This is a genomic window from Paraburkholderia sp., assembly GCF_036488505.1.
GTDB lineage: Bacteria > Pseudomonadota > Gammaproteobacteria > Burkholderiales > Burkholderiaceae > Paraburkholderia.
Genome location: NZ_DASXHN010000210.1, coordinates 1 through 25,661, shown reverse-complemented (window position 1 = coordinate 25,661; position 25,661 = coordinate 1). Strand labels below are relative to the sequence as shown.

The following is a 25,661-nucleotide window of genomic DNA, read 5'->3' as shown; positions in this document are numbered from 1 at the left end:
CTTCAGTCTGTCAGGAAGTCGCAGGTGTCCCGAACTGCCCCTCATCGTCGCTCGCCGAAGCGTCAGAAGCCCGCGCCGGCGCCAGCGCTCGTCATTACCGGCAACGAGCCGGTCATCGAAATCGTTTCGCTCGATATGGAAGCGCGCGGCGTGGGCCGCACCGAGAGCGAAGACGGCACGCCGGGCAAGGTGGTGTTCGTCGAAGGCGCGCTGCCGGGAGAACGCGTTAGCTATTCGACGCATCGCAGCAAGCCGAAGTTCGAGCAGGCCGAAGTCGTCCAGGTGTTGCGCGAAAGCGTGATCCGCACGACGCCGAAGTGCCGCCACTTCGACATCTGCGGCGGCTGCTCGATGCAGCATGTCGACGTGCGCGCGCAGGTGGCAGTCAAGCAGCGCGTGCTCGAAGACAACCTGTGGCATCTCGCGAAGCTGCGTCCGGAAACGGTTTTCCGGCCGATCCACGGGCCGTCTTGGGGTTATCGCTATCGCGCGCGTCTCGCGGTGCGCTACTTGCCCGAGAAAGGCGGTATGCGCATCGGTTTCCACGAGAAGAAGAGCAGCTATATCGCCGACATGAAAACGTGCGAGGTGTTGCCGCCGCATGTGTCGGCGATGCTGATGCCGCTGCGCTTCATGGTCCGCAAACTGTCGATCTACGATCGCATGCCGCAGCTGGAGCTCGCGGTCGGCTCGTCGGTGACGGCGCTCGTGGTGCGTAATCTCGAACCGCTCACCGCCGCGGACGAACAGGTGCTGCGCGAGTTCGCCGACGAACACCAGGTGCAGTTCTGGGTCCAGCCAGGCGGTCCGGACACAGTAACGCCGTTTTATCCGCTCGACGTCGAACTCGATTACACGCTGCCCGAGTACGGCATCCGCATGCCGTTCAAACCGACCGATTTCACCCAGGTCAATCACGCGATCAACCGTGTGCTGGTAAGCCGCGCGCTGCGGCTGCTAGCGCCGGCGCCGACCGACCGCGTGCTCGATCTGTTCTGCGGGATCGGCAATTTCACGCTGCCGCTCGCGCGGATGTCGCGGGAGGTGCTCGGCATCGAAGGCAGCGAGGTGCTGACCCAGCGCGCGCTCGCCAACGCCGAGCTGAACGGTGTCGCCGGGCATACGTCGTTCGCATGCCGCAACCTGTTCGAAGTCACCGCCGATGATCTGCGCACGCTCGGCCACTTCGACAAGTTCCTGATCGATCCGCCGCGCGAAGGCGCGCTTGCGGTCGCCAAGGCGCTCGCGGAGATCGCCCAGAGCGGCAACGGGCCGCTGCCGAAGCGCATCGTCTATGTGTCGTGCGCGCCGGCGACGCTCGCGCGCGACGCGGGCCTGCTCGTGCACGAGGCCGGCTACCGGCTGGTGGGCGCGGGCGTCGTCAACATGTTCCCGCATACGTCGCACGTGGAATCGATTGCGTTGCTCGAGCGCGATCGAGTCTAGCGTGGGTGGGACCCGCTGCGCACAAGCGAAAACGCCACGACCGGGGTCGTGGCGTTTTCGTTTTCAGGTAACCGTCTGACAGTGCCTGGCCGAGCAGCAGGCGTGCGTCAGAACTGCCACCAGGACCTGGCCGTGCCGGGCCGCGCGTGGCCGGTGATGTACGGACTGTCGGGGAACGTACCCGCGAGGATGCGGCGCGTATCGTCGGCGAGCTGCTGATTGTCCAGCCGCTGGTACGACAGGATCATGATGTGCAGCGCGTCTTCGATTGCCGGCGCGTTCTTGTATTCACGCAACGCCAGCTGTGCGCGGTTGATCGCGGCGACATACGCGCCACGGCGATAGTAGTAATCCGCCGCGTGCACTTCATGCGATGCGAGCGCGTTGACGATATAGCGCATGCGTTGCGCGGCGTCCGGCGCGTACTTGCTGTTCGGGAAGCGGTCCACCACGACCTTGAACGCGTCGTACGATTCGCGCAGCGACTTCGGATCGCGCTCGCTCATGTCCTGGCCTGAGAAGCGGCCGAACAGACCGAGGTCGTCGTTGAAGTGAATCATGCCCTTCAGGTAGTACGCGTAGGCGATGTCCGGGTGATCCGGGTGGAGCTGGATGAAGCGGTCGATCGCCTGGTCAGCGGCGGCGTTTTCGTTGTCTTTCCAGTTGCAGTACGCAACGTTGATCTGAGCCTGCTGCGCGAAGTGGCCGAACGGGTCGCGGCCCTCGAGCTGTTCGAAATATTTCGCGCATTTGCCGAAGTCACCACCAGTCAGCGCGTCGTTCGCCTCCGTATATAATTTGTTGTTATTCCACGTAGCCGTTTCGTCAGTCTTCTCCGGCAGGCCGTGGCAAGCCGCGACAGCGACGACGGCCGCGGCGCACGCGATATATCCGGCCACATTCCGGGCCGCCTTCTTGATGGCCGCCAAATTGATCGCCGCTTCAGTGATGGTGTTCAAGGCTCGCATTTTCCAGTCTAGCTTTACGTCCAGGTGACCCAGACTCAATGACCCGCTCAAATACTCCAGGCACCGCCGGCGCCGGGAATAGCAACGAAGATTATAGCGTAAGCGCCGACCCGTCCGACGCGTTGGGCGCCGATTCGCTGGACGACGATTTCAGCGCGGACGCGCTTGCCGCAAGCGGCGCGCAAGGCGCCGCCGCCGCCCCGCCGACGGTGCCGGGCCGCGCGGCCGACGAGACGCCGCGCACGGTCGTCGTGCCCGACGAACTGGCCGGCGAGCGCCTTGACAAAGTGCTCGCGAAGCTGTTCGCGGAGTTTTCGCGCAGCCGTTTGCAAAGCTGGATCGAAGCGCAGCGGGTGCGCGTCGACGGCAAACCCGCGAAGATTCGCCAGCCGGTGCCGCTTGGCGCCACCGTCGAACTCGTGCCCGATCTGCTGCCGGAACAACTGGCGTTCACGCCCGAGCCGGTGCCGCTCGAGGTCGTCTACGAAGACGACACGCTCGTCGTCATCAACAAGCCGGCCGGCATGGTCGTGCATCCGGCGGCCGGCAACTGGAGCGGTACCGTGCTCAACGGCCTGTTGCACCGCTATGGGCAGGCCGCGGCTGGCCTGCCGCGCGCGGGCATCGTGCACCGGCTCGACAAGGAAACCTCTGGCCTGATGGTGGTCGCGCGCACGCTCGAAGCGCAGACCGATCTCGTGCGCCAACTGCAGGCACGCACGGTAAAGCGGCGCTATCTCGCGCTCGTGTGGGGCAACATGCGCGACGAAGGCACGATCGACGCGCCGATCGGCCGCGACCCGCGTGAGCGCACCCGCATGGCGGTGGTGACGGGCGCGTCCGGCAAACCGGCGCGCACGCATTTCCGGCGCGTCGCCTCGGCGGTCTGGCAGCGTCAGCCGGTGAGCGCGATCCACTGCGATCTGGAGACCGGCCGCACGCATCAGATTCGCGTGCATTGCGCGCATATCGGGCATCCATTGCTTGGCGATCCTGTGTATGGGCGCGCGCGCGGCCAGCGCTCGGTCACGCCGCTGCCCGGCGGCTTCGCGCGCCAGGCGCTGCACGCGTGGCGGCTCGGGTTGATTCATCCGAAGACGGGCCGCGCGCTGCAGTGGCGTGCCGCGGTGCCGGCCGATATCGAGGCGCTCGCAGAGGAGCTCGGTCTCGCGCGCGACGACGCGGGCGAGTTCGGCGACGGGTACGGCGACGGGTACGACAACTACGACAATGAGGATGACGACGCATCGCTCGACGCGGCCGATTACGATGACGCCGCCGACGCCACGCTCGCCGGTTACGAAGAAGACGACGGCCACGACGACAAAGAGGACGATCGCGCATGACCACACACTTGCCGGAACTGAGTTTCGCCGATGTCGTACAACCCGCGTGGAACGTGTCGCCGCGCGTGCGTGCGCTCGTGACCACGCGCGACGGCGGCGTGAGCGGCGCGCCGTTCGGCCGCTGGCACGCTGGCGCGGATCTGCCCGGCGGCCTTAACCTGGGCATGAAAAGCGGCGACGATCTGGCCGCCGTCGCGAGCAATCGCGCGCGGCTGCTCGCGCTGACTGGCGTTCGCGACGCCGCATGGCTGGAGCAGGTCCACGGCGCCGGCATCGTGCGCGCCGAAGATGCACTCGCGCACGCACGCGAACGAGGCACGCCGATGCGCGCCGACGCGAGCGTCACCGATCGCCCCGAACTCGCGTGCGTCGTAATGGTCGCCGATTGCATGCCGGTGCTGTTGTGCGACGAGGCAGGCCGCGCGGTCGGTGCCGCGCATGCCGGCTGGCGGGGGCTTGCCGCGGGTATCGTCGAGCAGACCGCGCAGCGTGTCGCGGCGCTCGCCGGCGTGCAGGCGAGTGCGCTGCATGCGTATCTGGGACCGGCGATCGGGCCGCGCGCATTCGAGGTCGGCCCTGACGTGCGTGACGCGTTCATGGACGGCGTCGACGGCGCGCAACGCGACGCGAGCGCTGCTGCATTCGTCGCACACCCGACGAATCGCGGCAAATATCTCGCGGATCTGCCCGCCCTGGCGCGTTTGCGGCTGCGACGGCTCGGCGTGACGCGCGTGAGCGGCGGCGACCTGTGCACCGTCACGCTGCGCGAGCGTTTCTACTCTTACCGCCGCGACCGCGACACTGGCCGCATGGCCGCGCTGATCTGGCTCGACGATCGGGCGCAGACGCTCGCCGACTGACGGGGCGAGGCCTGCCCATCGTCATACGATTGCAGTCGAACGGCGCGTTATTTTCGCGGCAAGCGCATCTGAAGTTTCGCGACCACTTCTGGCGACCACGCGCGCCGTTGGCCGCATCGTTTGCAGCACTTGCTGTCGCGCCGTTTTGAAGACCGTGTCCAACACGGCCGAGACCTTGGCGGACCGTTCGTGCCTGCGCTCATTCACGCTGTCGGCGCGCCGCGCCGGACATTTTTTGCTGCGCTGCCGGAGTGTTCGCGGGACCGCGAATCGAATCACGCGGTGTGCGCGCGCAACGTATAAGGAAATCCCTAAAAGCGGTGCGTCGTGCCGCTTTTCTTCGGTTATCCGCGGTCCCGGTGAGTCGCGTCGTTGAATCGCGATTTGCTTACAGGGAAAACGATAATTAAAAAACTGTCGCACCGCGGCAAAATCGGGAACAAGCATTGACATGCCTTGTGATGGGGAGCAAGAATGTTCCTCCCGAGCTCCTCGTTGTAATGGGACAGGGCGTGACGAAGTCGTGAGCAATCGCCACGTGCGCACGAACCTGCCTCTCAACCCGTCCGTGAGGACTTACCGGTCAAAAGCAGGTATGGCTGCATCTCATTCCTCAGCTTCCTCCAGCACCGACTCCCCGAAGGAGCAAACGCAGCAGGCCGGTACGAGCGGCGCATCGTCAGCCGCGGGCGTGCAGCAGCTTCTCGACGCCTGGATGAACGCATGGCGTTCATTCGGGGTGCCGGCAGCCGGCGCGCCGTTCCAGGTTCCTTCAGTGCCACAGACGCCCGGTATGCCGCCGCTCGCGCAGATGCCGTTCACGGCGCCGGCGGGATTCCCGCAGATGCCGTCGTTTCCCGGCATGCCCGATTTCAGCAAGCTGGCCGCTGGCGCGATACCGTCGCTGCCGTCGTTCCCGGCGTTCAACATTCCCACCGCCGCGATTCCGCCCGAGCGTCTACAAAAGCTGCAGACCGACTACTCGCGCGACGCAATGGAGTTGATCCAGCAGGCCACCACGTCGGCCAGCAACGCGCCCGAACTCAAGGACCGGCGCTTTAGCGCGGAAGCCTGGAGCGCGACGCCGGCCTATGCATTTACCGCCGCGTGGTATCTGCTGAACGCGCGCTATCTGCAGGAGATGGTCGACGCGCTCGACACCCAGCCGAAAATGCGCGAGCGCATCCGTTTCGCGGTCCAGCAGTGGACCGCCGCGGCATCGCCCAGCAACTTCTTCGCGCTCAATCCGGAAGCGCAGAAAACGCTGCTCGACAGCAAGGGCGAGAGCCTGCGCCAGGGCGTGCTGAATCTGCTCGCCGACATGCAGCGCGGCAAGATCTCGCAAACCGATGAATCGCGTTTCACGGTCGGCGACAATCTCGCGAATACCGAAGGCTCGGTAGTGTTCGAAAACGATCTGCTGCAACTGATCCAGTACAAGCCGCGCACCCCGACCGTGCGCGAGCGGCCGCTGCTGATCGTGCCGCCTTGCATCAACAAGTACTACATCCTCGACCTGCAACCCGAAAATTCGCTGGTTCGGCACGCGCTCGATTCGGGTCACCAGGTGTTCCTGATTTCGTGGCGCAACGCGGATCAATCGATCGCCCACAAGACGTGGGACGACTACGTCGGCGAGGGCGTGCTCACCGCGATCGACACGGTGCGCAAGATCAGCGGGCGCGAGCAGATCAATACGCTCGGCTTCTGCGTCGGCGGCACGATGCTCGCCACCGCGCTCGCGGTGGCCGCCGCGCGCGGCGAACATCCGGCCTCGTCGATGACGCTGCTCACCGCGATGCTCGACTTCTCCGACACCGGCGTGCTCGACGTGTTCGTCGACGAAGCGCACGTGCAGATGCGCGAGCAGACCATCGGCGGCAAGAACGGCGCGCCGCCGGGACTGATGCGCGGCATCGAATTCGCGAACACGTTCTCGTATCTGCGGCCGAACGATCTCGTATGGAACTACGTCGTCGACAATTACCTGAAGGGCCGCACGCCGGTGCCGTTCGACCTGCTGTACTGGAACAGCGACTCCACCAGCCTGCCGGGCCCGATGTACGTCTGGTATCTGCGCAACACCTACCTCGAGAACAAGCTGCGCGAGCCGGGTGCGCTAACCACCTGCGGCAAGCCGATCGATCTGTCGAAGATCGATGTCCCCACCTTTATCTACGGCTCGCGCGAAGACCACATTGTGCCGTGGCAAACCGCGTATGCGTCGGTGCCGCTGCTGTCCGGGCCACTGAAGTTCGTGCTCGGTGCGTCCGGTCATATCGCGGGCGTGATCAATCCGCCGGCGAAGAAAAAGCGCAGCTTCTGGACGCTCGAGACCGATGAAAAGACGCTGCCGGAAACCGCCAGCGAATGGTTCGACGCGTCGACCGAAGTACCCGGCAGCTGGTGGCCCGAATGGACCACGTGGCTCGATCAGTACGGCGGCAAGAAGGTGAAGCCGCGCGCCGCGGCCGGCTCGGATGAGTTCCCGGTCATCGAACCGGCGCCGGGCCGCTACGTGCAGCAACGGGAGTAAGCGGCGATAGCTGGCGATAAGCGCCAACGATATGCGGTGCGCTACGGCGCGATGGCTGTTTTGGCAGGTGAATGAGCGTCTCGTTATGAAAGCGCGCGATGAAAGCGCGATCAGCGCGCAAACGGACGCGCAAGGGCAACGGAATTTTTAACGTAGCGGGCTGCGGCGCGGTTGGCCGAGGTGCCCGGAGGATATCGAAATGACTGATGTTGTGATCGTATCGGCCGCTCGTACTGCAGTGGGCAAGTTTGGTGGTTCGCTGGCCAGGATTGCCGCGCCTGAACTCGGCGCGTTGGCAGTGCGCGCCGTACTCGAACGCGCCGGCGTGAAGCCGGAGCAGGTAAGCGAAGTCATCCTCGGCCAGGTGCTGACGGCAGGCTCCGGCCAGAATCCCGCGCGTCAGTCGCTGATCAAGGCCGGTTTGCCATCGTCGGTGCCGGGCATGACCATCAACAAGGTGTGCGGTTCCGGTCTGAAGGCCGTGATGCTCGCGGCCAACGCGATCATCGCGGGCGACGCGGACATCGTCGTCGCCGGCGGCCAGGAAAACATGAGCGCGGCGCCGCACGTGTTGCCGGGCTCGCGCGATGGCTTCCGCATGGGCGATGCGAAGCTGATCGACTCGATGATCGTCGATGGCCTGTGGGACGTGTACAACCAGTATCACATGGGTGTAACCGCCGAGAACGTCGCGAAGGAATATGGGATCACGCGCGAACAGCAGGACGCGTTCGCCGCGCTGTCGCAGAACAAGGCGGAAGCCGCGCAGAAGGCCGGCCGTTTCGACGATGAAATCGTGCCGGTCGAGATTCCGCAACGCAAGGGCGAGCCGCTGCGCTTCGCGACCGACGAATTCGTGCGCCACGGCGTGACGGCCGAATCGCTCGCGGGTCTGAAGCCGGCGTTCTCGAAGGAAGGCACGGTGACGGCCGCCAACGCGTCGGGCCTTAACGACGGCGCGGCCGCGGTGCTGGTGATGTCGCTGAAAAAGGCCGAAGCACTCGGTCTCACGCCGCTTGCGCGCATCAAGGCGTACGCGAACGCGGGCGTCGATCCGAAGGTGATGGGCATGGGCCCGGTGCCGGCGTCGCGCCGCTGCCTCGAGCGCGCGGGCTGGACTCCGGCCGAGCTGGACCTGATGGAAATCAACGAAGCGTTCGCCGCGCAGGCGCTCGCGGTCCACCAGCAGATGGGTTGGGACACGTCGAAGGTCAACGTGAACGGCGGTGCGATTGCGATCGGCCACCCGATTGGCGCATCCGGCTGCCGGATCCTCGTCACGCTGCTGCACGAAATGCAGAAGCGCGACGCGAAGAAGGGCCTGGCGTCGCTGTGCATCGGCGGTGGCATGGGGGTCGCGCTGGCGGTCGAGCGCCTCTAACGGACGCCGGATATGCGGCGCCGGCAGTGCGGGTAGCCGCTCGCGCGGCGGCAACTCGCAATCAGCGTCGGGCGAGGCAACAGGTGGCCGGTGGGCACCTCGAAAACGATTAACGGAGTGTGGTTTATGACACAGCGAATTGCATACGTAACAGGCGGCATGGGAGGCATCGGCACGAGCATCTGCCAGCGTCTGCACAGGGAGGGCTTCAAGGTGATCGCCGGCTGCGGCCCGAATTCGCCGCGCCGTGTGAAGTGGCTCGACGAGCAGAAGGCGCTCGGCTACGACTTCGTCGCATCCGAAGGCAACGTCGGCGATTGGGAGTCGACGAGAGCCGCGTTCGACAAGGTCAAGGCCGAAGTGGGGGAAATCGACGTGCTGGTCAACAACGCCGGCATCACGCGCGACGTCGTATTCCGCAAGATGACGCACGAGGACTGGACCGCGGTGATCGACACCAACCTGACCAGCCTGTTCAACGTCACCAAGCAGGTGATCGACGGGATGGTCGAGCGTGGCTGGGGCCGTGTGATCAATATTTCGTCGGTGAACGGCCAGAAGGGTCAGTTCGGGCAGACCAACTATTCGACCGCGAAGGCGGGGATTCACGGCTTTACGATGTCGCTCGCGCAGGAAGTGGCGACCAAGGGCGTGACGGTCAACACCGTATCGCCGGGCTATATCGGCACCGACATGGTGAAGGCGATCCGCCCGGATGTGCTGGAAAAAATCGTCGCGACGATTCCGGTGCGCCGGCTCGGCCAGCCGGACGAAATCGGCTCGATCGTCGCGTGGCTGGCATCGGATGAATCGGGCTTCTCGACGGGCGCCGATTTTTCGTTGAACGGCGGTTTGCATATGGGTTGAGCCCGGGGTACGCCGCTCACGAAGCGGCGCGCCGTGGCTCAGAAGCTTTTCCGCCGGCGTCCCGGCTGTGCAATCGGATCCTCGCACGGCCTGGACGCCGTTTCCGCGCTTGCGTAACTCGAGCTTAAAGGCGTTACATGACTACTACTACAAAGAAAACGGCCGAACGACTGATCAAGAAATATCCGAATCGTCGGCTCTACGACACAGAGACGAGCACCTACATCACGCTGACCGATGTGAAGCAACTCGTGCTGGATCAGGAGGACTTCAAGGTTATCGATGCAAAAAGCAACGAGGACCTGACGCGCGCGATCCTGCTGCAGATCATTCTCGAAGAGGAAAGCGGCGGCTTGCCGATGTTCTCGTCGTCGATGCTCTCGCAGATCATCCGGTTCTACGGTCATGCGATGCAGGGGATGATGGGCACGTACCTGGAAAAGAATATCCAGGCCTTCATCGACATTCAGGCGAAGCTTGCCGACCAGTCGAAGAATCTCTATGAAGGCAAGGCGATGAACCCCGAAGTCTGGTCGCAGTTCATGAACATGCAGGCGCCGATGATGCAGGGCATGATGACCAGCTATATCGAGCAGTCGAAGAACATGTTCGTGCAGATGCAGGAGCAGATGCAAAACCAGGCGAAAACGATGTTCGCCACGTTCCCGTTCACGCCGGGCGGCGCAGTGAATGCCGGCAACGCGCCTGCCGCGCCGCAGGGCAATCCGGAAGCGGAGAAGAAGTAACGGCGCGAAAGCGCACGGTTGCCGGCGCGATACAATCGCGGCTTTGCCCGTGCGGGCACTGCGTTGCCGCAGCCAGATTCGTCGGGCGACGGAACATCCCCCGCCCGCGCCACGCCGTTACTGCGGCGGTCACTTCCGGGCCACCTCGCGGTTACGTCGCGGTTATCTTCCGGTTACATCCTCAGCGCTATGCGCCAGCTCCATTCCATGCTTGCTATCCTCTCTGTCATCCCATCCACGCCCGCGTCAATGCCTTCGCTCGCGAAGGCCGCATCGGCGAGCGCGAGCTGAGCCGCGCTTGGCTCGACACATTCCGATGAGCCGGCTGTTTCTCGCCCCGATGGAGGGGCTTGCGGATTACGTATTGCGCGACGTGCTGACGGGTGCGGGCGGCTTCGACGGCTGCGTGTCCGAATTCATCCGCGTGACGGGTTCTTTGCTGCCCACGCGGGTCTACGAGCGCGAAGCGCCCGAGATCCTGCACGCGAGCGTGACCGCAAGCGGCACGCCGATGGTGATCCAGCTGCTCGGCAGCGACCCCGAATGGATGGCCCGCAACGCCGCCTATGCGGCCACCTTGTCCCCGTATGGGATCGACCTGAATTTCGGTTGTCCGGCCAAAGTCGTCAATCGGCATGGCGGCGGCGCGATGCTGCTGAATGAACCGAAGCAGTTGAACCGGATCGTGACGGCCGTGCGTGCCGCGGTGCCGGCCGACATCCCCGTGACCGCAAAAATGCGCCTCGGCGTCGCCGATACGTCGCGGGCCATCGAATGCGCGCAGGCGCTCGCCGAAGGCGGCGCGGCGTCGCTCGTCGTGCATGCGCGCACCCGCGACGACGGCTACCGGCCGCCTGCGCACTGGGAATGGATCGCGCGTATCGACGATGCGCTCGACGTGCCGGTGATCGCGAACGGCGAAGTCTGGAGCGTGGCGGACTGGCAGCGTTGCCGCGCGCTCAGCGGATGCGCGGACGTGATGATCGGGCGGGGCGCCGTATCGGACCCGTTCCTCGCGCAGCGAATTCGCGGGCTGCTCGATCCGTCGCCGTCGGCGGGCGAATGGCCGCAGGTGCTGCGCGCGATCGAGGGTTATATGAAGAAGTTGCGGGCGCGCGCCACGTTGAGCCACGAGCACGGCCGCGTGAAGCAATGGCTCAGCTATCTGCGCCGGACCTGGCCGCAGGCCACCGAACTGCACGCGGCAATCCGGCGCCTGCAGGATTCCGATGAGATCCTCGCAGTGATCGGCCAGGCGTTGGCGGACGGCGGCTCGGTGCGGATGCGGCAGACTATCGCAAGCGCTGAAGACGACGAATCGACGCCATGCGAGCCGGGCCGAGCCATCGCCATTTGAAGTCCAGAATTCAAAGACTTACCAGCGGTAGCGGTGGCGAACCGCTACAATCCAAGGTTTAACGTCTTCAAGCGGTCCCCATGTCTTCCACCCTCCCGAACGCACCGGCCTCGCCCGGCGCCGCGCCGAAAGTCGGCTTCGTTTCCCTCGGCTGCCCGAAGGCCCTCGTCGACTCCGAACAGATCATCACGCAGCTGCGCGCCGAAGGTTACGAGATTTCAGGCACCTATGACGGCGCGGACCTCGTGGTCGTCAACACCTGCGGGTTCATCGACGAAGCCGTGCAGGAAAGTCTCGATGCGATCGGCGAAGCGCTCAGCGAAAACGGCAAGGTGATCGTGACCGGCTGCCTCGGCGCGAAGAAAAGCGCGAGCGGTTCGGGACTGATCGAGGAAGTCCATCCGAAGGTGCTCGCCGTGACCGGTCCGCACGCACTCGGCGAAGTGATGCTGGCGGTCCACAACCATTTGCCCAGGCCGCACGATCCGTTCGTCGATCTGGTGCCCGCCGCGGGCGTGAAGCTGACGCCGCGCCACTACGCATATCTGAAAATTTCGGAAGGCTGCAATCACCGCTGCACGTTCTGCATCATCCCGTCGATGCGCGGCGATCTCGTCTCGCGCCCGGTCGCCGACGTGATGCTCGAAGCGGAGAACCTGTTCAAGTCCGGTGTGAAGGAACTGCTCGTCATTTCGCAGGACACGAGTGCGTACGGCGTCGATGTCAAATACCGCACCGGCTTCTGGAACGGCAAGCCGATCAGGACGCGCATGACCGATCTGGTTGGCGCGCTCGGCGAGCTCGCCGCGCAATACGGCGCATGGGTGCGCCTGCACTACGTGTATCCGTATCCGAGCGTCGACGAAGTGATTCCGATGATGGCGGCGGGTCCGTACAAAGGTCACCTGCTGCCGTATCTGGACGTGCCGTTCCAGCACGCGCATCCGGAAGTGCTCAAGCGCATGAAGCGCCCGGCCAACGCGGAGAAGGTGATGGAGCGCGTGAAGGCCTGGCGCGAAATCTGCCCCGATCTGACGATTCGCAGCACCTTTATCGCGGGCTTTCCGGGCGAGACGGAAGAGCAGTTCGAGACGCTGCTCGATTTCATCCGCGAGGCGGAACTCGATCGCGTCGGCTGCTTCGCGTATTCGCCGGTCGAAGGCGCGAGTGCCAACGAGCTCGACGGCGCGCTGCCCGACGACGTGCGCGAGGAACGGCGCGCGCGCTTCATGGAAGTGGCCGAGCAGGTGTCGGCCAAACGCATTGCGAAGAAGGTCGGCAAGACGTTGAAGGTGCTGGTCGACGAACTCAACGCCGATGGCGGCATCGGCCGCACCGCGGCGGATGCGCCGGAGATCGACGGCGTCGTGTATATCGCCCCGTCGACCAAGGCATCGAAGCGCTACAAGGTCGGCGATTTCGTGTCGGTGAAAATCACCGGCGCGGACGGCCACGATCTGTGGGGCGAGGTCTGAGCGATGACGCTGAACGCGGCCTCACGGCCTGACAGCCCGACACCGCAGATCCTCGCGCTCGGCGAGGCGATGATCGAATTCAACCAGTCGGCGAAGGATCAGCCGAACTATCTGCAAGGCTTCGGCGGCGATACGTCGAATTTCTGCATCGCGGCCGCGCGCCAGGGCGCGAGCACCGGCTTCGTGTCGGCGGTCGGCGCCGATCATTTCGGCCGTCTGCTGATCGAGCTGTGGGAGCGCGAGCAGGTCGATACGTCGTTCGTGCGCGTCGATCCGCTCGCGTCGACCGGCGTCTACTTCGTGTCCCACGGCCCTCACGGCCACGCATTCGACTATCTGCGCGCCGGCTCGGCGGCGAGCCGCTACGCGCCGGCCGATCTGCCGCGCGAGGCGCTGCGCGCGGCAAGCGTCCTGCATCTGTCCGGTATCAGCCTCGCGATCAGCCTGAGCGCGTGCGATGCCGCGCTCGAAGCAATCTCGTATGCGCGCGCGAACGGCGTGCGCGTGAGCTTCGACACCAATCTGCGCCTGAAGCTGTGGCCGCTCGCGCGGGCGCGCGCGGTGATGCTCGAAGCGATCCGCGAGACCGACATCTGTCTGCCGAGCTGGGAAGACGTGACTGAACTCACAGGATTGACCGGTCGCGACGAGATCGTCGATTTTCTGTTGTCGCACGGCCCGAGCGTGGTGGCGCTGAAGCTCGGCAAGGACGGCTCGTATATCGCGACGCCGAACGAGCGGCGCGTCGTGCCGGGCCACGTCGTCAACGCGGTCGATGCGACCGGTGCGGGCGACTGCTTCGGCGGCGCGTTCGTCGCGCGCATCGTCGCGGGCGACGATCCCTTTACCGCGGCGCGTTATGCGAACGTCGCCGCCGCACTGTCGACGCAAGGTTATGGCGCGGTCGCGCCGATTCCGTCGCGCGAGACCGTCGAACGGGTGTTGGCGGGTTGAGCATCACGTCCGGCGCCTGATGGACGCGACAGCAGGATCATTCCGGAACACGAGACAAGGAGCGAGCGATGCAACGAGACGTGGTGGTGGTCAGCGGTGTGCGCACCGCAATCGGCACTTTCGGCGGCAGCCTGAAAGATATCGCGCCGACCGATCTGGGCGCGCGCGTCGTGCGCGAAGTGCTGAAGCGCGCGAGCGTGCCGGGTGACGAAGTCGGTCACGTCGTGTTCGGCAATGTCGTGCATACCGAACCGAAAGACATGTACCTCGCTCGCGTGGCGGCAATCAACGGCGGCGTTGCGCAGCACACGCCCGCGCTGACCGTGAACCGGCTGTGCGGCTCGGGCTTGCAGGCGATCGTGTCGGCCGCGCAGAGCGTGTTGCTCGGCGACGCCGATATCGCGATCGGCGGCGGCGCCGAAAACATGAGCCGCGCGCCGTACTCGATGCCCGCCGCGCGCTTCGGCCAGCGCATGGGCGACGCGCGCCTCGTCGACATGATGGTCGGCGCGCTCAACGATCCGTTCCAGTCGATCCATATGGGCGTGACGGCCGAGAACGTCGCGCGTAAATACGACATCTCGCGCGACGCGCAGGACGCGCTCGCGCTCGAATCGCACCGTCGCGCGGCCCACGCGATCACGAGCGGTTATTTCAAGGACCAGATTCTGCCGATCACGACCGCGTCGAAGAAGGGCGACATCGTGTTCGATACGGACGAGCACGCGCGGATGAACGCGTCGGCGGACGATTTCGCGAAGCTCAAGCCGGTGTTCGTGAGGGAAAACGGCACGGTGACGGCCGGCAACGCGTCGGGCATCAACGACGCCGCCGCGGCGGTCGTGCTGATGGAGCGCGGTGTCGCCGAACAGCGCGGCCTGAAGCCGCTCGCGCGGCTCGTGTCCTACGCGCATGCGGGCGTCGATCCGGCGTACATGGGTATCGGGCCGGTACCGGCGACCCGCAAGGCGCTCGAGCGCGCGGGGCTGACGATCGCCGATCTCGACGTGATCGAGGCCAACGAGGCGTTCGCCGCGCAGGCGTGCGCGGTCAGCAAGGAGCTGGGGCTCGACCCGGCCAAGGTCAATCCGAACGGCTCGGGCATTTCGCTCGGCCATCCGATTGGCGCGACCGGCGCGGTGATCACCGTGAAGGCGTTGTACGAATTGCAGCGCATCGGCGGACGTTATGCGCTCGTCACGATGTGTATCGGCGGTGGCCAGGGGATCGCGGCGGTGTTCGAGCGCATCTGACAGCGGGCAACGGCATCGGGCGGTGGTTCGGCAGTGATCCGGCAACAAGCAGGCAGCACCCAGGCAACATCCAGGCAGCACGCCGTCGGCAATCAGGCGGCAATCAGGCAGAACCAGCAACGAGGATGGAAACGATGCGGGAATCGAAAACGATGAAGGGGGCGGCTCTGCGCGTGGCAACCCGTGGTGTGCGGCTGCGCGCGGGCGCACTGGCTGGCGCGGCCGCGCTGCTGTGCGCCGGCGCCGGGCTGTGGCTGCCGTCGCACGCATGGGCGCAGAGCGCCGCGGTAAAGGAACTCGCCGCACCGCCGCCGATCCAGCTGCCGCTGAAGCCGAGCCCCGAATTCGCGAAGTTCCCGCGTTATACCGGCACGCTCGGCAAGCGTCCGATCGTGCTGCGGCTTGGCCGCAAGACCGATGACCCATCCGGTGTGCACGGCGAGTATCAGTACACCGACACCGGCGAGGTGATCCTGATTGCTGGCGATCGCGTCGACGATACGCTCGAAGTCGAGGAATCGAACGACGGCACCCATATCACCGGCAACTGGGTCGGCAAATTCGCGGCGGACGGCTCGCTGGAAGGCGACCGGATGAACGTCGATGACTCCGATCCGCAGCCATTCGATCTCCAGCCGCTGGCGGCGGGGCAGGCGGCGCCGGCGGCCGGTGCTACCGGTACTGGCGCGGCGCCCGCGGCTGGCGCGACGAAGACCGCTCCCGCTGTGCAGCCGCCCGCAGCGAACGGCGCGGCACCGGCCCCTGCGGCCGGCGGCCATGCAGTCGGCGGCGTCAGCAATCTGCAAACCGGCGATTGATGCTGACGTCGGCCACGCTTCGGCACTCACGCGGCATGAACGGCTCGCGCCGCGCCGTGGGGACGACGGTGCCGGCTACTTCACACGTGGTGGCGAGACAGCGCATCCGCCGAAACGGTGCGGCCGCGGTTTCCCTCATGCTTCCCTGTGCTTTTCAGCGAACCTCATCATGACCCAATCCAAACCCAAACGCGCTCTGCAAACCCGTATCGTGCGTGCCGAGGACCGGATCACGCCGGGCTTCGAATCGTTCTCGACGCCGGTCACGCGCGCGTCGACGGTCGTATTCCCCGATCTGGCGACGATGCGCGCGCTCGACTGGAAAAACGACGCGCAATGGCGCTACGGGCTGCACGCGACGCCGACCTCGATCGCGCTCGCGCAGCGGCTCGCCACGATCGAGGGCGGCAATCACGCGTTGCTGCAGCCGTCCGGTCTGTCGTCGATATCGAACGTGTATTTCGGGGTCGTGAAGGCGGGCGACGACGTCCTGGTTCCCGACAACGTGTACTCGCCGAATCGCGATCATGGCGACTGGCTCGCGCGCGATTTCGGCGTTTCGGTCCGCTACTACGATCCGCTGATCGGCGCGGGCATCGCCGACATGATCCAGCCGAACACGCGCCTGATCTGGCTCGAGGCGCCCGGCTCGGTGACGATGGAAGTGCCCGACGTGCCGGCTATCACGGCCGCGGCGCGCGCTCGCAACGTGATCACCGCGATCGACAACACGTGGTCCGCCGGTCTCGCGTTCCGGCCGTTCGATCATGGCGTCGATATCTCGGTCCAGGCGTTGACCAAGTATCAGTCGGGTGGCGGCGATGTGCTGATGGGCGCGACCATCACGGTCGATCGCGAACTGCATCTGAAGCTGAAGGCCGCCCGCATGCGCACAGGGATCGGCGTTTCATCGGATGACTGTTCGCTAATTTTGCGCAGCCTGCCGAGCATGGAGCTGCGCTTCGCGCAGCACGACCGCGCGGCGCTCGCGATTGCAACATGGCTGAAGAGCCGGCCAGAAATCGCCGCGGTACTGCACCCGGCGTTTGGCGACTGTCCGGGGCACGAGGTGTTCAAGCGCGATTTCACCGGCGCGGGCGGGTTGTTCTCTGTGGTGTTCGACGAGCGTTACAGCGCGGCTCAGATCGACACCTTCTGCGAATCGCTGGAACTGTTTTCGCTCGGCTGGAGCTGGGGCGGCGCGCATAGCCTGGCGATGCCCTATGACGTCGCGTCGATGCGCACGCAAGGGCAGTGGCCGTATCGCGGCACGCTGGTGCGCTTCTATGTCGGTCTGGAGGAAGAGGCGGACTTGCGCGCGGATATCGAGCAGAGTCTCGCGGCGCTGGCTTAACGCGCTCAGATCTCCGCGCTCTTATTCGCCGCTATATTGGAAAGCCCGTCGGGATGTGCTCCCGGCGGGCTTTTTTTACGATCGCTGATCGCTTGAATTGAGGCGCTCAACTGACCATTCGGTCGAATGGTCGAAGCCGTTGCGCGACGCTACGATGGTGCGCATTGCGACTACCGGTTGCGGCGAGCGGGGCGGGTTGGGATGAATCTTTCACGTCTCAAAACAGGCGCAATAACCCATCCAGTCCAACGTAGTTGAACGACACACTCGCTGCTTCGCGCACCACCGGTTTTGCGCGGAACGCAATGGACAGTCCCGCTTCAGCCATCATTTTCAGATCGTTTGAGCCGTCGCCCATTGCAATTGCGCGTGACGATTCAATACCGAGCGTCGCGCACGTTTCACGCAGCGTGCGCGCTTTCACCTCGGCGTTGACGATCTCGCCCGTCACCTTACCGGTCAGCTTGCCGTCCACGATGTCGAGCGTATTGGCGCGCGTGAAATCGAGACCGAGGCGCGCTTTCAGTTTTTCAGTGAAGAATGTGAAGCCCCCCGAGACGAGCAGCGTTTTCAGGCCCGCCTGTTTCGCGCCGGCAAGCATCCGTTCGGCACCCGGCGACAATTGCAGGCGCTCCTCATAAACCCGCTCGAGTGCGCTCGCGTCCAGTCCTTCGAGCAGCGCGACGCGGCGTGTGAGGCTTTCGTTGAAGTCCCTGATCTCGCCGCGCATCGCAGCCTCGGTGATCGCCGCGACTTGCGCCTTGAGCCCGCAGAAGTCGGCGATCTCGTCGATGCACTCGATCGTGATCAGCGTCGAGTCCATGTCCATTGCTACGAGGCCGTAGTCGCGCAACTCGCGGCCTGCCTGCACGAACGCATAGTCGAGCTGATGTGTGTAGCAATACACTTCCACGTCGGCACGCTGTGCGATGTCCGCATCGGCGATGCGAAGCGTGTGCGCGTCGATCACGACGGCCTGCGAACCGCGTGCGAGCGCGACGAGCGTTTTATGATGGTCGGTGCAAAGAGGCGCGATGCTCTGAATGACAAGGTTCATGGACGGCCGGTGACGCGGGGGAAAGGAACGCGGTACGCGTGGAAAATTTCGCTATTGTATCGGTTCCGCGCACCGCGCCGGCGCATCGGGCGGTCTGTCCGCCATGCAATCCGGCCTGCAATCCGCCGTGCAACGCGGCCTTGCCACAGGCCACCCAATCCGGCCGTGCAACGCGACGATGCGCGGCTCATACTGACGCGGCGAATCACGCCCACACGGAGACAACGCATGACCCAGGCGAGCGCCAACGATGCATCTTCCCTTGCCCGCGATTTCGATCTGCGTGACCTGAGCCCGGCGTTTCACGCCGATCCCTATCCGGTCTATCACGCGCTGCGCACGCACGAACCGATTAAACGCATGCCGGACGGCTCGATTTTTCTGACGCGCTTTCGCGACGTGCAGGCCGTCTATCGCGACCCAAAGACGTTCAGCTCCGACAAGACCGTCGAGTTCCGCCCGAAATACGGTGACTCGCCGCTCTATGCGCATCACACGACGAGCCTCGTGTTCAACGATCCGCCGCGCCACACGCGGGTGCGCAAGCTGATCGCCGGCGCATTGACCGCGCGCGCGATCGCGGCAATGGAGCCTGGGCTCATTCAGCTCGTCGACAGCTTGCTCGACGCGGCCGCGCAGCGCGGGCGCATCGATCTGATCGGCGAGTTCGCGTCGGCGATTCCGGTCGAGGTCATCGGCAATCTGCTCGACGTGCCGCATGCCGAGCGCACGCCGCTGCGCGACTGGTCGCTCGCGATACTCGGCGCGCTCGAGCCGTCGCTGACCGACGCGCAGCTCGCGCGCGGCAATCGCGCGGTCGACGAATTCGTCGACTATCTGCGCGGCCTCGTGGCACAGCGCCGGCGTGAGCCGGGTGACCCGCAACATGACGTGCTGACGCGGCTGATTCAGGGCGAAGGGCCGCAAGAGCAATTATCGGAGGCGGAGCTGCTGCAAAACTGTATTTTCATTCTGAACGCCGGGCATGAGACGACCACGAATCTGATCGGCAACGGGCTGGTCACGCTGACCGAATGGCCGGACCAACGCGAAGCGCTGTTACGCGAGCCGTCGCTGATCGGCACGGCGGTGGAGGAATGTTTGCGCTTCGAGAGTTCGAACCAGCTCGGCAACCGGATGACGACCGTCGACGCGGAAATCGGCGGCGTTGCGCTCGCGCGCGGCACACCGGTTACGTTGTGCATCGGCGCGGCTAATCGCGACCCGGAGCAGTTTCCGGAACCGGACAGTTTCGATATCCGCCGCGAGCCGAACCGGCATCTTGCGTTCGGCTTCGGCATCCATCAGTGCGCGGGCTTGTCGCTCGCGCGGCTCGAGGCGCGCATTGCGATTGGCCGCTTCGTGCAGCGTTTTCCGGCATACCGACTCGATGGCGAGCCGACGCGCGGCGGCCGGGTGCGCTTTCGCGGGTTTGCGGCAGTGCCGGTGGTGCTGGCGCCTTGACTGCGCTGTGGCAGTATCTTTTGCCGCCTGGTCGCAAGACTTACACCCCCATGACAGCTTCGTGCACGGTCCCCTCGAAGCCAGCCCACAGCGTGCCGCACATCGTCAGCGGCAACCGCCCGTGGCACGCTTGCTGCTTCGCTCGATATCTCAGGCCCACGGGAGCGTGCGATGGCACATATGATCTGGAAGGGCGCAATCAGTTTCGGGCTCGTTCACGTACCGGTGCAGTTGTATCCGGCGACGCAGTCGGAGAAAGTAGGCTTCAATCTGCTCGACAAGCGCACGATCGATCCGGTCGGCTACAAGCAGATCAACAAGCGCACCGGCAAGGACGTCAGCCGCGAGAACATCGTGCGCGGCGTCGAGTACGAGAAGGGCCAGTACGTCGTGCTGTCGGACGATGAAATCCGCTCGGCCAATCCCGAGTCGACGCAGACGGTCGACATCCTCGCGTTCGTCGATGCCCCCGACATCTCGTTCCTGTACCTCGACACCCCCTATTTCCTGACGCCGGATCGCAAGGGCGAGAAGGTGTATGCGCTGCTGCGCGAGGCGATGAAGTCGGCGGGCAAGGTCGGCGTCGCGAGCGTCGTGTTGCACAACAAGCAGCATCTGGCCGCGCTGATTCCGCTCGGCCCGGTGCTCGCGCTGAACACATTGCGCTGGGCCAACGAGGTGCGCAGCCTTGACGAATTCAAGGTGCCGCCCGAAGGGATGAAAGCCGCTGGCGTGTCCGCGCGCGAACTCGATATGGCGAAGAAGCTGATCGACGATATGACCGACACGTGGGACCCCGAGCAATACCACGATACCTTTCGCGACGACATCATGGCGCTCGTCGAGCGCAAGGTTCGCGCGGGCAAGACCGAGGAGGTCACCGACGTCGAAACGCCGCGCGAGTCGCCCAGATCCGCCGACATTCTCGACCTGTCCGATCTGCTCAGGCGCAGTCTGGGCCGCGGCAAGGGCAAGCAGGGCGCCACGGGCCGCAAGCGCGCGGCGAGCGAAGAAGACGAGCAGGCCGAGAGCGACGCCGACAGCGATGGCGGCGAACAGGCTGCCGCGCCAGCGCGCAAGAAAACCCGCGCGGCGAGCGCGCCTCGCAGCCGCGGCGGCAGCGGGCGCGCTGCCGCGAAAACCGCATCGACTGCCCGCAAACGGCGCGCGGCGGCCTGAGCGCTTCGCGCTGCCTGCCGTGTCGCTCGCCGGGCCGGGCGGCGGCGCGCCGTAGTTAGCCTGACGCGCGTCGGCGCCACCGCCGATCATCGGGCGCCGCAGCGCCGCCCGCACGGGCAATCGAAGCGCAACCGCATTCGCAACCGGCCAGCCGGGCACCCACGTCAATCGCCAGCACGACAGTCATCGCCATGAACGACCGACTCGATCAATACCACCGCAAGCGCCGCTTCGACGACACGCCGGAGCCCGCCGGCGCGACGGCCCGCAAGCCCGCGGGCCGCAAAAGCGCGGCACGCGTTGCACCTGACGCGCTGTCGTATGTGATTCAGGAGCACGACGCCCGGCGCCTGCACTACGACTTCAGGCTGGAGTTGAACGGCACACTGCTGTCGTGGGCGGTGCCGAAGGGCCCGAGCCTCGATCCGTCAGTCAAACGGCTCGCGGTGCATGTCGAAGACCATCCGGTCGAGTACGGCTCGTTCGAAGGCGAGATTCCGCCCGGCAATTACGGCGCGGGCACGGTCATCGTGTGGGATCGCGGCACGTGGGAGCCGGTCGGCGACGCGGCCCGCGCATACGCGGCCGGCAAGCTCAAATTCCGGCTGAACGGCGAGAAGCTGCACGGCGGCTGGACGCTCGTACGCAGCCACATGCGCGGCAGCGGCGACAAGGAGCAATGGCTGCTGATCAAGGAGCGCGATGAAGAAGCGCGCGACGAACGCGAATACGACGTGCTGCAACAGCGTCCGGGCAGCGTGTTGGGCGATCGCGCGTCGACGGGCAAAGGCGCAAAAGGCGCGGCCGGCACAACGGCTCCACGAAAACGTGCCGGTCAAGCGGCCGGCAACGCGGCGCGCAACGCATCGGCGAAGCCCGCCGCCCGCGAAACCAGCGGCGCCAGCGCGCCAGCCGTGGCACAAGGCGCTGCATCGAGCCGCGCCGACCCCAAGCGTCCCGACATCGTCGCGACCCGCACTGCTCAGTCGCTACGCGAACTGGCGGCGTCGCCATCGATAGAAGGCGCCGTCAAAGCCCGTTTGCCCGCGAGCTTGAAACCTCAACTGGCGACCCTCGTCGACGCAGCGCCGCCGGGCAGCGACTGGCTTTACGAAATCAAATTCGACGGCTACCGCGTGCTCACGCGTATCGAACACCAGGCCGGAGCAGCCAGCGCCCGAAGCACGAAAAGCGCGAAAAGCAGGAGCAGCGGCAGGAACCCCGCTGAAAGCACGCAAAGCAGCGCGGTCAGCGTGTTCACGCGCGCCGGCAACGACTGGACGGCGAAGTTCAGCAAACAGGTGCCGGCCTTCGATCAACTCGACCTCCAGAGCGCGTGGCTCGACGGCGAAGCGGTCGTGCTCGACGAGCGCGGTGTGCCGAACTTCCAGGCGCTGCAAAACGCGTTCGACGCGCACCGCCCGCAGGACATCGTGATCTATCTGTTCGACCTGCCGTTTCTGAACGGCTACGACCTGCGGGGTGTGCCGCTCGAACAACGGCGCGCGCTGCTGCGCGCGCTGCTCGAAGGCGTCGACGACCGCGTGCTGCGTTTCTCGAACGACTTCGCGTTCGGCGCCGATGAACTGCTGAAGAGCGCCTGCGACATGGCGCTCGAAGGCATCATCGGCAAACGGCGCGACAGCGGCTATATGTCGGGCCGCTCGTCGTCATGGATCAAGCTCAAGTGCCGGCGCCGTCAGGAGTTCGTGATCGGCGGCTATTCGGAACCGAGCGGCAGCCGCGCGGCGTTCGGCGCGTTGCTGCTCGGCGTGTACGACAGCGCGGGCCGGCTGCAATACGCGGGACGCGTCGGCACCGGCTTCGACGCCGCGTTGCTGCGCTCGGTCAAACAGGCGCTCGACGCGCACGCCAGCCGGCGCATGCCGTTCGCGAGCGCGCCGCACGAGCGCAGCCGCACGCCGGTGCATTGGGTCGAACCGGTGCTCGTCGCCGAGTGCAACTTCGCCGAATGGACCGGCGACGGTATCGTGCGCCAGGCGTCGTTCGTGAGCTTGCGCGAAGACAAACCGGCGCGCCAGATCGTCAGGGAAACCGCCACACAAGGAGCCGACGTGCAACAGCAAACCGATATCGCATCTGACGACGCACCGCGCAAAAGCGCGTCGAAAAAGCGCGCGGCGAGCAAACCGGCGGCCAAAGAAAACGCGGCCGCGCAGAGCACCGCTGGCAGCGCCACCACGCCCGGCAGCAAGCGCTCGCGCGCGCAGGCCGAAGTGGCCGGGGTGCGCGTGTCGCACCCCGATCGCGTGATCGACAAAAGCACGGGCATCAGCAAGCTCGACCTGGTGCGCTACTACGAATCGGTCGCCGAATGGATGCTGCCGCATCTGCGCGACCGGCCGGTCGCGCTCGTGCGCGCGCCCGAGGATATCGGCGGCGAGCTGTTCTTCCAGAAGCACAGCCAGAAGCTGTCGATCCCGAATATCACCCAGCATCCTGGGCTCGATCCCGGTCATCCACCGCTGATTACCGTCGAAACGCTCGCCGCGCTGGTCGGCGCCGCGCAAATGGGCACCGTCGAATTTCATACGTGGAATGGGGTTGCGTCGAATATCGAAAAGCCCGATCGGATGGTGTTCGACCTCGACCCGGACGCGTCGCTCGGCTGGGACCGCATGATCGAGGCCGCGCAACTGACGCGCTCGCTGCTCGACGAGCTCGGTTTGGAGTCGTTCTGCAAGACCAGCGGCGGCAAGGGGCTGCACGTGGTCGTGCCGCTCGCGAAGCACGCCGGCTGGGACGAAGTGAAGGAGTTTTCGCAAGCGGTCGCGCAGCATATGGCGGCCACGCTGCCGCAGCACTTCAGCGCGAAGATGGGCGCGCAGAATCGCAAGAAGAAGATATTCATCGATTATCTGCGCAACAACCGCGGCTCCAGCACGGTGGCCGCATTCTCGGCGCGCGCGCGACCGGGCCTCGGTGTATCGGTGCCGCTCGCATGGGATGAGGTGGCGGGCACGACCGCCGGCGATCAATGGAATATCACCAACGTGCATGAACGTCTTGCCGCGCTGCGCAGCGACCCGTGGGCGGGGTACGCGAAGACGCGCCAGCGCATCACCGCGGCGATGAAGAAACGTCTGGACGGCGCGCAGTGAGCGGATACCGCGCTCACGGACGCGCTAACCCAACCGCAAACCCAACAAGCGAAGGAGCACGTGATGAAGACCTCTCCGCAATCGACTGACGGCGACAAGAGCGCCGATCCGCACGCGGAAAAGAATCCCCGTTCATTGCAGGAAGCCGCGGCGCCACTGCCGCACGAAGCCGATCAGGATGCGGAGTCGCAGCAGGAGGGCCATCCGCGCCAGGTTGGCCAACAGGCGCATCAGGACCTCGAACGCGGACTGGAAGACACCGATCGGCGGGGCGGCGGCGAGTATCAGGAACGCACGCAGAACGATGCGCATAGCGACGTCAACTCCGATCGCAAGCAGTCGGCGGAACAACCCGGCAAGCGCTGATCGACGCGGGCCGCTACCGCGGCACCCGAGCGTCATTGCGGACCGTCACCCGGCACGCGTCACCGTTACGCGCCACCGCTCACCGCTCACCGCTCACCACGCTCATCCGGCGATCGGTCCCAATACGGCGGATCGCCGAAATGCGCGGCGAGAAAATCGATCAACGCGATGGTTCTGGGTGGCACGAACGCGCGGCTCGGATAGACCGCCCAGATCGCGACATCGTCCGCGAGCGGATAACTGTCGAGCACGCGGACCAGTGCGCCGCCGCGCAGATAGCGCGCGACGTCCCACGTCGACTTCAGCGCGATGCCGAACCCGGCGAGCAGCGCGTCGCGGATCACCTCGCCGTTGTCGGTGACGAGCCGGCCGCCCACGCGCACGTCGAGCGCGCCGGCCGGCGTGATGAAGCGCCAGTCGCGCTGATCCGACAGGACAATGCATTCGTGGCGCGCAAGCTCCGACGGATGATGCGGCGTGCCGTGCGCGGCCAGATAGGCGGGCGCCGCGCACAGCACGCGGCGGTTCACCGCGAGACGCCGCGCGACCAGCGACGAATCCTTCAGCGCGCCGATCCGGATCGCGACGTCGATGCCCGCGTCGACCAGATCGACCAGTTGATCGGTCAGCCGCAGGTCGACGCTGACACCCGGGTAGCGGCGCAGGAACTCACTGATCACCGGCGATACATGCTGACGCCCGAACGACGACGGCATTGACACGCGCAGCCGTCCCTGCGGCTCGGCCTGCGCGCGGCCGACCGACGCGCGGGCGGCCGCGGCCGCGTCGAGCAGCGCCTCGGCGCGGGACATGAACACCTCACCGTCCTGCGTAAGGCTGATGCGGCGAGTGGTCCGATGCAGCAGCCGCGCGCCGAGCAGTTTTTCCAGCTGCGCGATCCGCGAACTCGCGACGGCCGCCGACAGACCGAACTCGCGCCCGGCCGCCGATACATTGCCCAGCAGTGCGGCGCGCACGAACAAAGCGACGTCGAGCAGATCGAGGCGTTCGCGCTCGTTGGGCAACATGCGGCCGCCAGCGTCGGGCAGGTTCATTATTCTGAAAACCCAAAAGATGTTTCGGTCATCATGGCGGTCTCAAAAGAATAACGA

At 65.5% G+C, this 25,661-nt stretch carries 21 protein-coding genes; 17 read left to right on the top strand and 4 right to left on the bottom strand.

Translation table 11 applies throughout. The annotated features are described in order from the left end of the window. Positions 1–24: 24 nt before the first annotated feature. Positions 25–1,446: a 23S rRNA (uracil(1939)-C(5))-methyltransferase RlmD gene (gene rlmD / locus VGH68_RS12735; protein ID WP_331603980.1), complete on the top strand. Its 1,422-nt coding sequence runs from the start codon at positions 25–27 to the stop codon at positions 1,444–1,446. A 107-nt stretch (positions 1,447–1,553) separates the two neighbouring features. On the opposite strand, the gene VGH68_RS12730 is transcribed toward rlmD, so the two are convergent. After that, positions 1,554–2,414 (bottom strand): outer membrane protein assembly factor BamD, encoded by an 861-nt coding sequence (locus VGH68_RS12730; protein ID WP_331603979.1) that lies wholly within the window; start codon positions 2,412–2,414, stop codon positions 1,554–1,556. 38 nt (positions 2,415–2,452) lie between these two features. On the opposite strand from VGH68_RS12730, the gene VGH68_RS12725 reads away from it, so the two are divergent. Then, on the top strand, positions 2,453–3,760 hold the full coding sequence (locus tag VGH68_RS12725; protein WP_331603978.1) for an RluA family pseudouridine synthase: 1,308 nt from the start codon (positions 2,453–2,455) through the stop codon (positions 3,758–3,760). Then, a complete protein-coding gene (gene pgeF / locus VGH68_RS12720) occupies positions 3,757–4,620 on the top strand; it encodes a peptidoglycan editing factor PgeF (RefSeq protein WP_331603977.1) in 864 nt (287 codons plus the stop codon). Before VGH68_RS12725 ends, pgeF begins: the two co-directional genes overlap by 4 nt. 21 nt (positions 4,621–4,641) lie before the next feature. Here the strand turns inward: pgeF and VGH68_RS12715 are convergent, their stop codons facing one another. After that, the gene (locus VGH68_RS12715; RefSeq protein WP_331603976.1) at positions 4,642–5,067 is read right to left on the bottom strand and encodes a hypothetical protein; all 426 of its coding nucleotides are present in this window, start codon (positions 5,065–5,067) and stop codon (positions 4,642–4,644) included. A gap of 244 nt (positions 5,068–5,311) precedes the next feature. Between VGH68_RS12715 and phaC the strand changes: the two genes are divergently transcribed. The 10 genes from phaC (at position 5,312) to VGH68_RS12665 (ending at position 17,361) form a co-directional block, all read left to right on the top strand. Then, positions 5,312–7,156 carry a class I poly(R)-hydroxyalkanoic acid synthase gene (gene phaC, locus VGH68_RS12710; protein WP_331603994.1) on the top strand — a complete coding sequence of 615 codons (1,845 nt, stop codon included), beginning with the start codon at positions 5,312–5,314 and terminating at the stop codon, positions 7,154–7,156. Between the two features lie 199 nt (positions 7,157–7,355). After that, entirely contained in the window at positions 7,356–8,537 is a 1,182-nt protein-coding gene (locus VGH68_RS12705; RefSeq protein ID WP_331603975.1) for an acetyl-CoA C-acetyltransferase, read from the top strand. 126 nt (positions 8,538–8,663) lie between these two features. Further along, on the top strand, positions 8,664–9,404 hold the full coding sequence (locus VGH68_RS12700) for a 3-ketoacyl-ACP reductase (protein ID WP_331603974.1): 741 nt from the start codon (positions 8,664–8,666) through the stop codon (positions 9,402–9,404). Positions 9,405–9,541: 137 nt separating this feature from the next. Further along, on the top strand, positions 9,542–10,150 hold the full coding sequence (gene phaR / locus VGH68_RS12695) for a polyhydroxyalkanoate synthesis repressor PhaR (RefSeq protein WP_331603973.1): 609 nt from the start codon (positions 9,542–9,544) through the stop codon (positions 10,148–10,150). Between the two features lie 316 nt (positions 10,151–10,466). Next, positions 10,467–11,507: a tRNA dihydrouridine synthase gene (locus tag VGH68_RS12690; protein WP_331603972.1), complete on the top strand. Its 1,041-nt coding sequence runs from the start codon at positions 10,467–10,469 to the stop codon at positions 11,505–11,507. An 80-nt stretch (positions 11,508–11,587) separates the two neighbouring features. Then, positions 11,588–12,982 (top strand): 30S ribosomal protein S12 methylthiotransferase RimO, encoded by a 1,395-nt coding sequence (gene rimO, locus VGH68_RS12685; RefSeq protein ID WP_331603970.1) that lies wholly within the window; start codon positions 11,588–11,590, stop codon positions 12,980–12,982. A 3-nt stretch (positions 12,983–12,985) separates the two neighbouring features. Beyond that, positions 12,986–13,936: a sugar kinase gene (locus VGH68_RS12680; RefSeq protein ID WP_331603969.1), complete on the top strand. Its 951-nt coding sequence runs from the start codon at positions 12,986–12,988 to the stop codon at positions 13,934–13,936. A 68-nt stretch (positions 13,937–14,004) separates the two neighbouring features. After that, positions 14,005–15,189: a beta-ketothiolase BktB gene (gene bktB / locus VGH68_RS12675; RefSeq protein WP_331603968.1), complete on the top strand. Its 1,185-nt coding sequence runs from the start codon at positions 14,005–14,007 to the stop codon at positions 15,187–15,189. 134 nt (positions 15,190–15,323) lie between these two features. Next, entirely contained in the window at positions 15,324–16,007 is a 684-nt protein-coding gene (locus tag VGH68_RS12670) for a hypothetical protein (RefSeq protein WP_331603967.1), read from the top strand. Between the two features lie 169 nt (positions 16,008–16,176). Further along, a complete protein-coding gene (locus VGH68_RS12665) occupies positions 16,177–17,361 on the top strand; it encodes a cystathionine beta-lyase (RefSeq protein ID WP_331603966.1) in 1,185 nt (394 codons plus the stop codon). A 217-nt stretch (positions 17,362–17,578) separates the two neighbouring features. On the opposite strand, the gene serB is transcribed toward VGH68_RS12665, so the two are convergent. Continuing rightward, the gene (gene serB, locus VGH68_RS12660) at positions 17,579–18,418 is read right to left on the bottom strand and encodes a phosphoserine phosphatase SerB (RefSeq protein ID WP_331603965.1); all 840 of its coding nucleotides are present in this window, start codon (positions 18,416–18,418) and stop codon (positions 17,579–17,581) included. 228 nt (positions 18,419–18,646) lie between these two features. Here serB and VGH68_RS12655 point away from each other — a divergent pair, with 228 nt between their 5' ends. The 4 genes from VGH68_RS12655 (at position 18,647) to VGH68_RS12640 (ending at position 24,549) form a co-directional block, all read left to right on the top strand. Next, the gene (locus VGH68_RS12655; RefSeq protein WP_331603964.1) at positions 18,647–19,882 is read left to right on the top strand and encodes a cytochrome P450; all 1,236 of its coding nucleotides are present in this window, start codon (positions 18,647–18,649) and stop codon (positions 19,880–19,882) included. 171 nt (positions 19,883–20,053) lie between these two features. Continuing rightward, the gene (locus tag VGH68_RS12650) at positions 20,054–21,061 is read left to right on the top strand and encodes a Ku protein (RefSeq protein ID WP_331603963.1); all 1,008 of its coding nucleotides are present in this window, start codon (positions 20,054–20,056) and stop codon (positions 21,059–21,061) included. 191 nt (positions 21,062–21,252) lie between these two features. Beyond that, entirely contained in the window at positions 21,253–24,183 is a 2,931-nt protein-coding gene (gene ligD, locus VGH68_RS12645) for a DNA ligase D (RefSeq protein WP_331603962.1), read from the top strand. A gap of 63 nt (positions 24,184–24,246) precedes the next feature. After that, the gene (locus VGH68_RS12640; RefSeq protein ID WP_331603961.1) at positions 24,247–24,549 is read left to right on the top strand and encodes a hypothetical protein; all 303 of its coding nucleotides are present in this window, start codon (positions 24,247–24,249) and stop codon (positions 24,547–24,549) included. 86 nt (positions 24,550–24,635) lie between these two features. Here VGH68_RS12640 and VGH68_RS12635 read toward each other — a convergent pair whose 3' ends face one another. After that, a complete protein-coding gene (locus VGH68_RS12635) occupies positions 24,636–25,577 on the bottom strand; it encodes a LysR family transcriptional regulator (RefSeq protein WP_331603960.1) in 942 nt (313 codons plus the stop codon). Between the last annotated feature and the right edge of the window lie 84 nt (positions 25,578–25,661).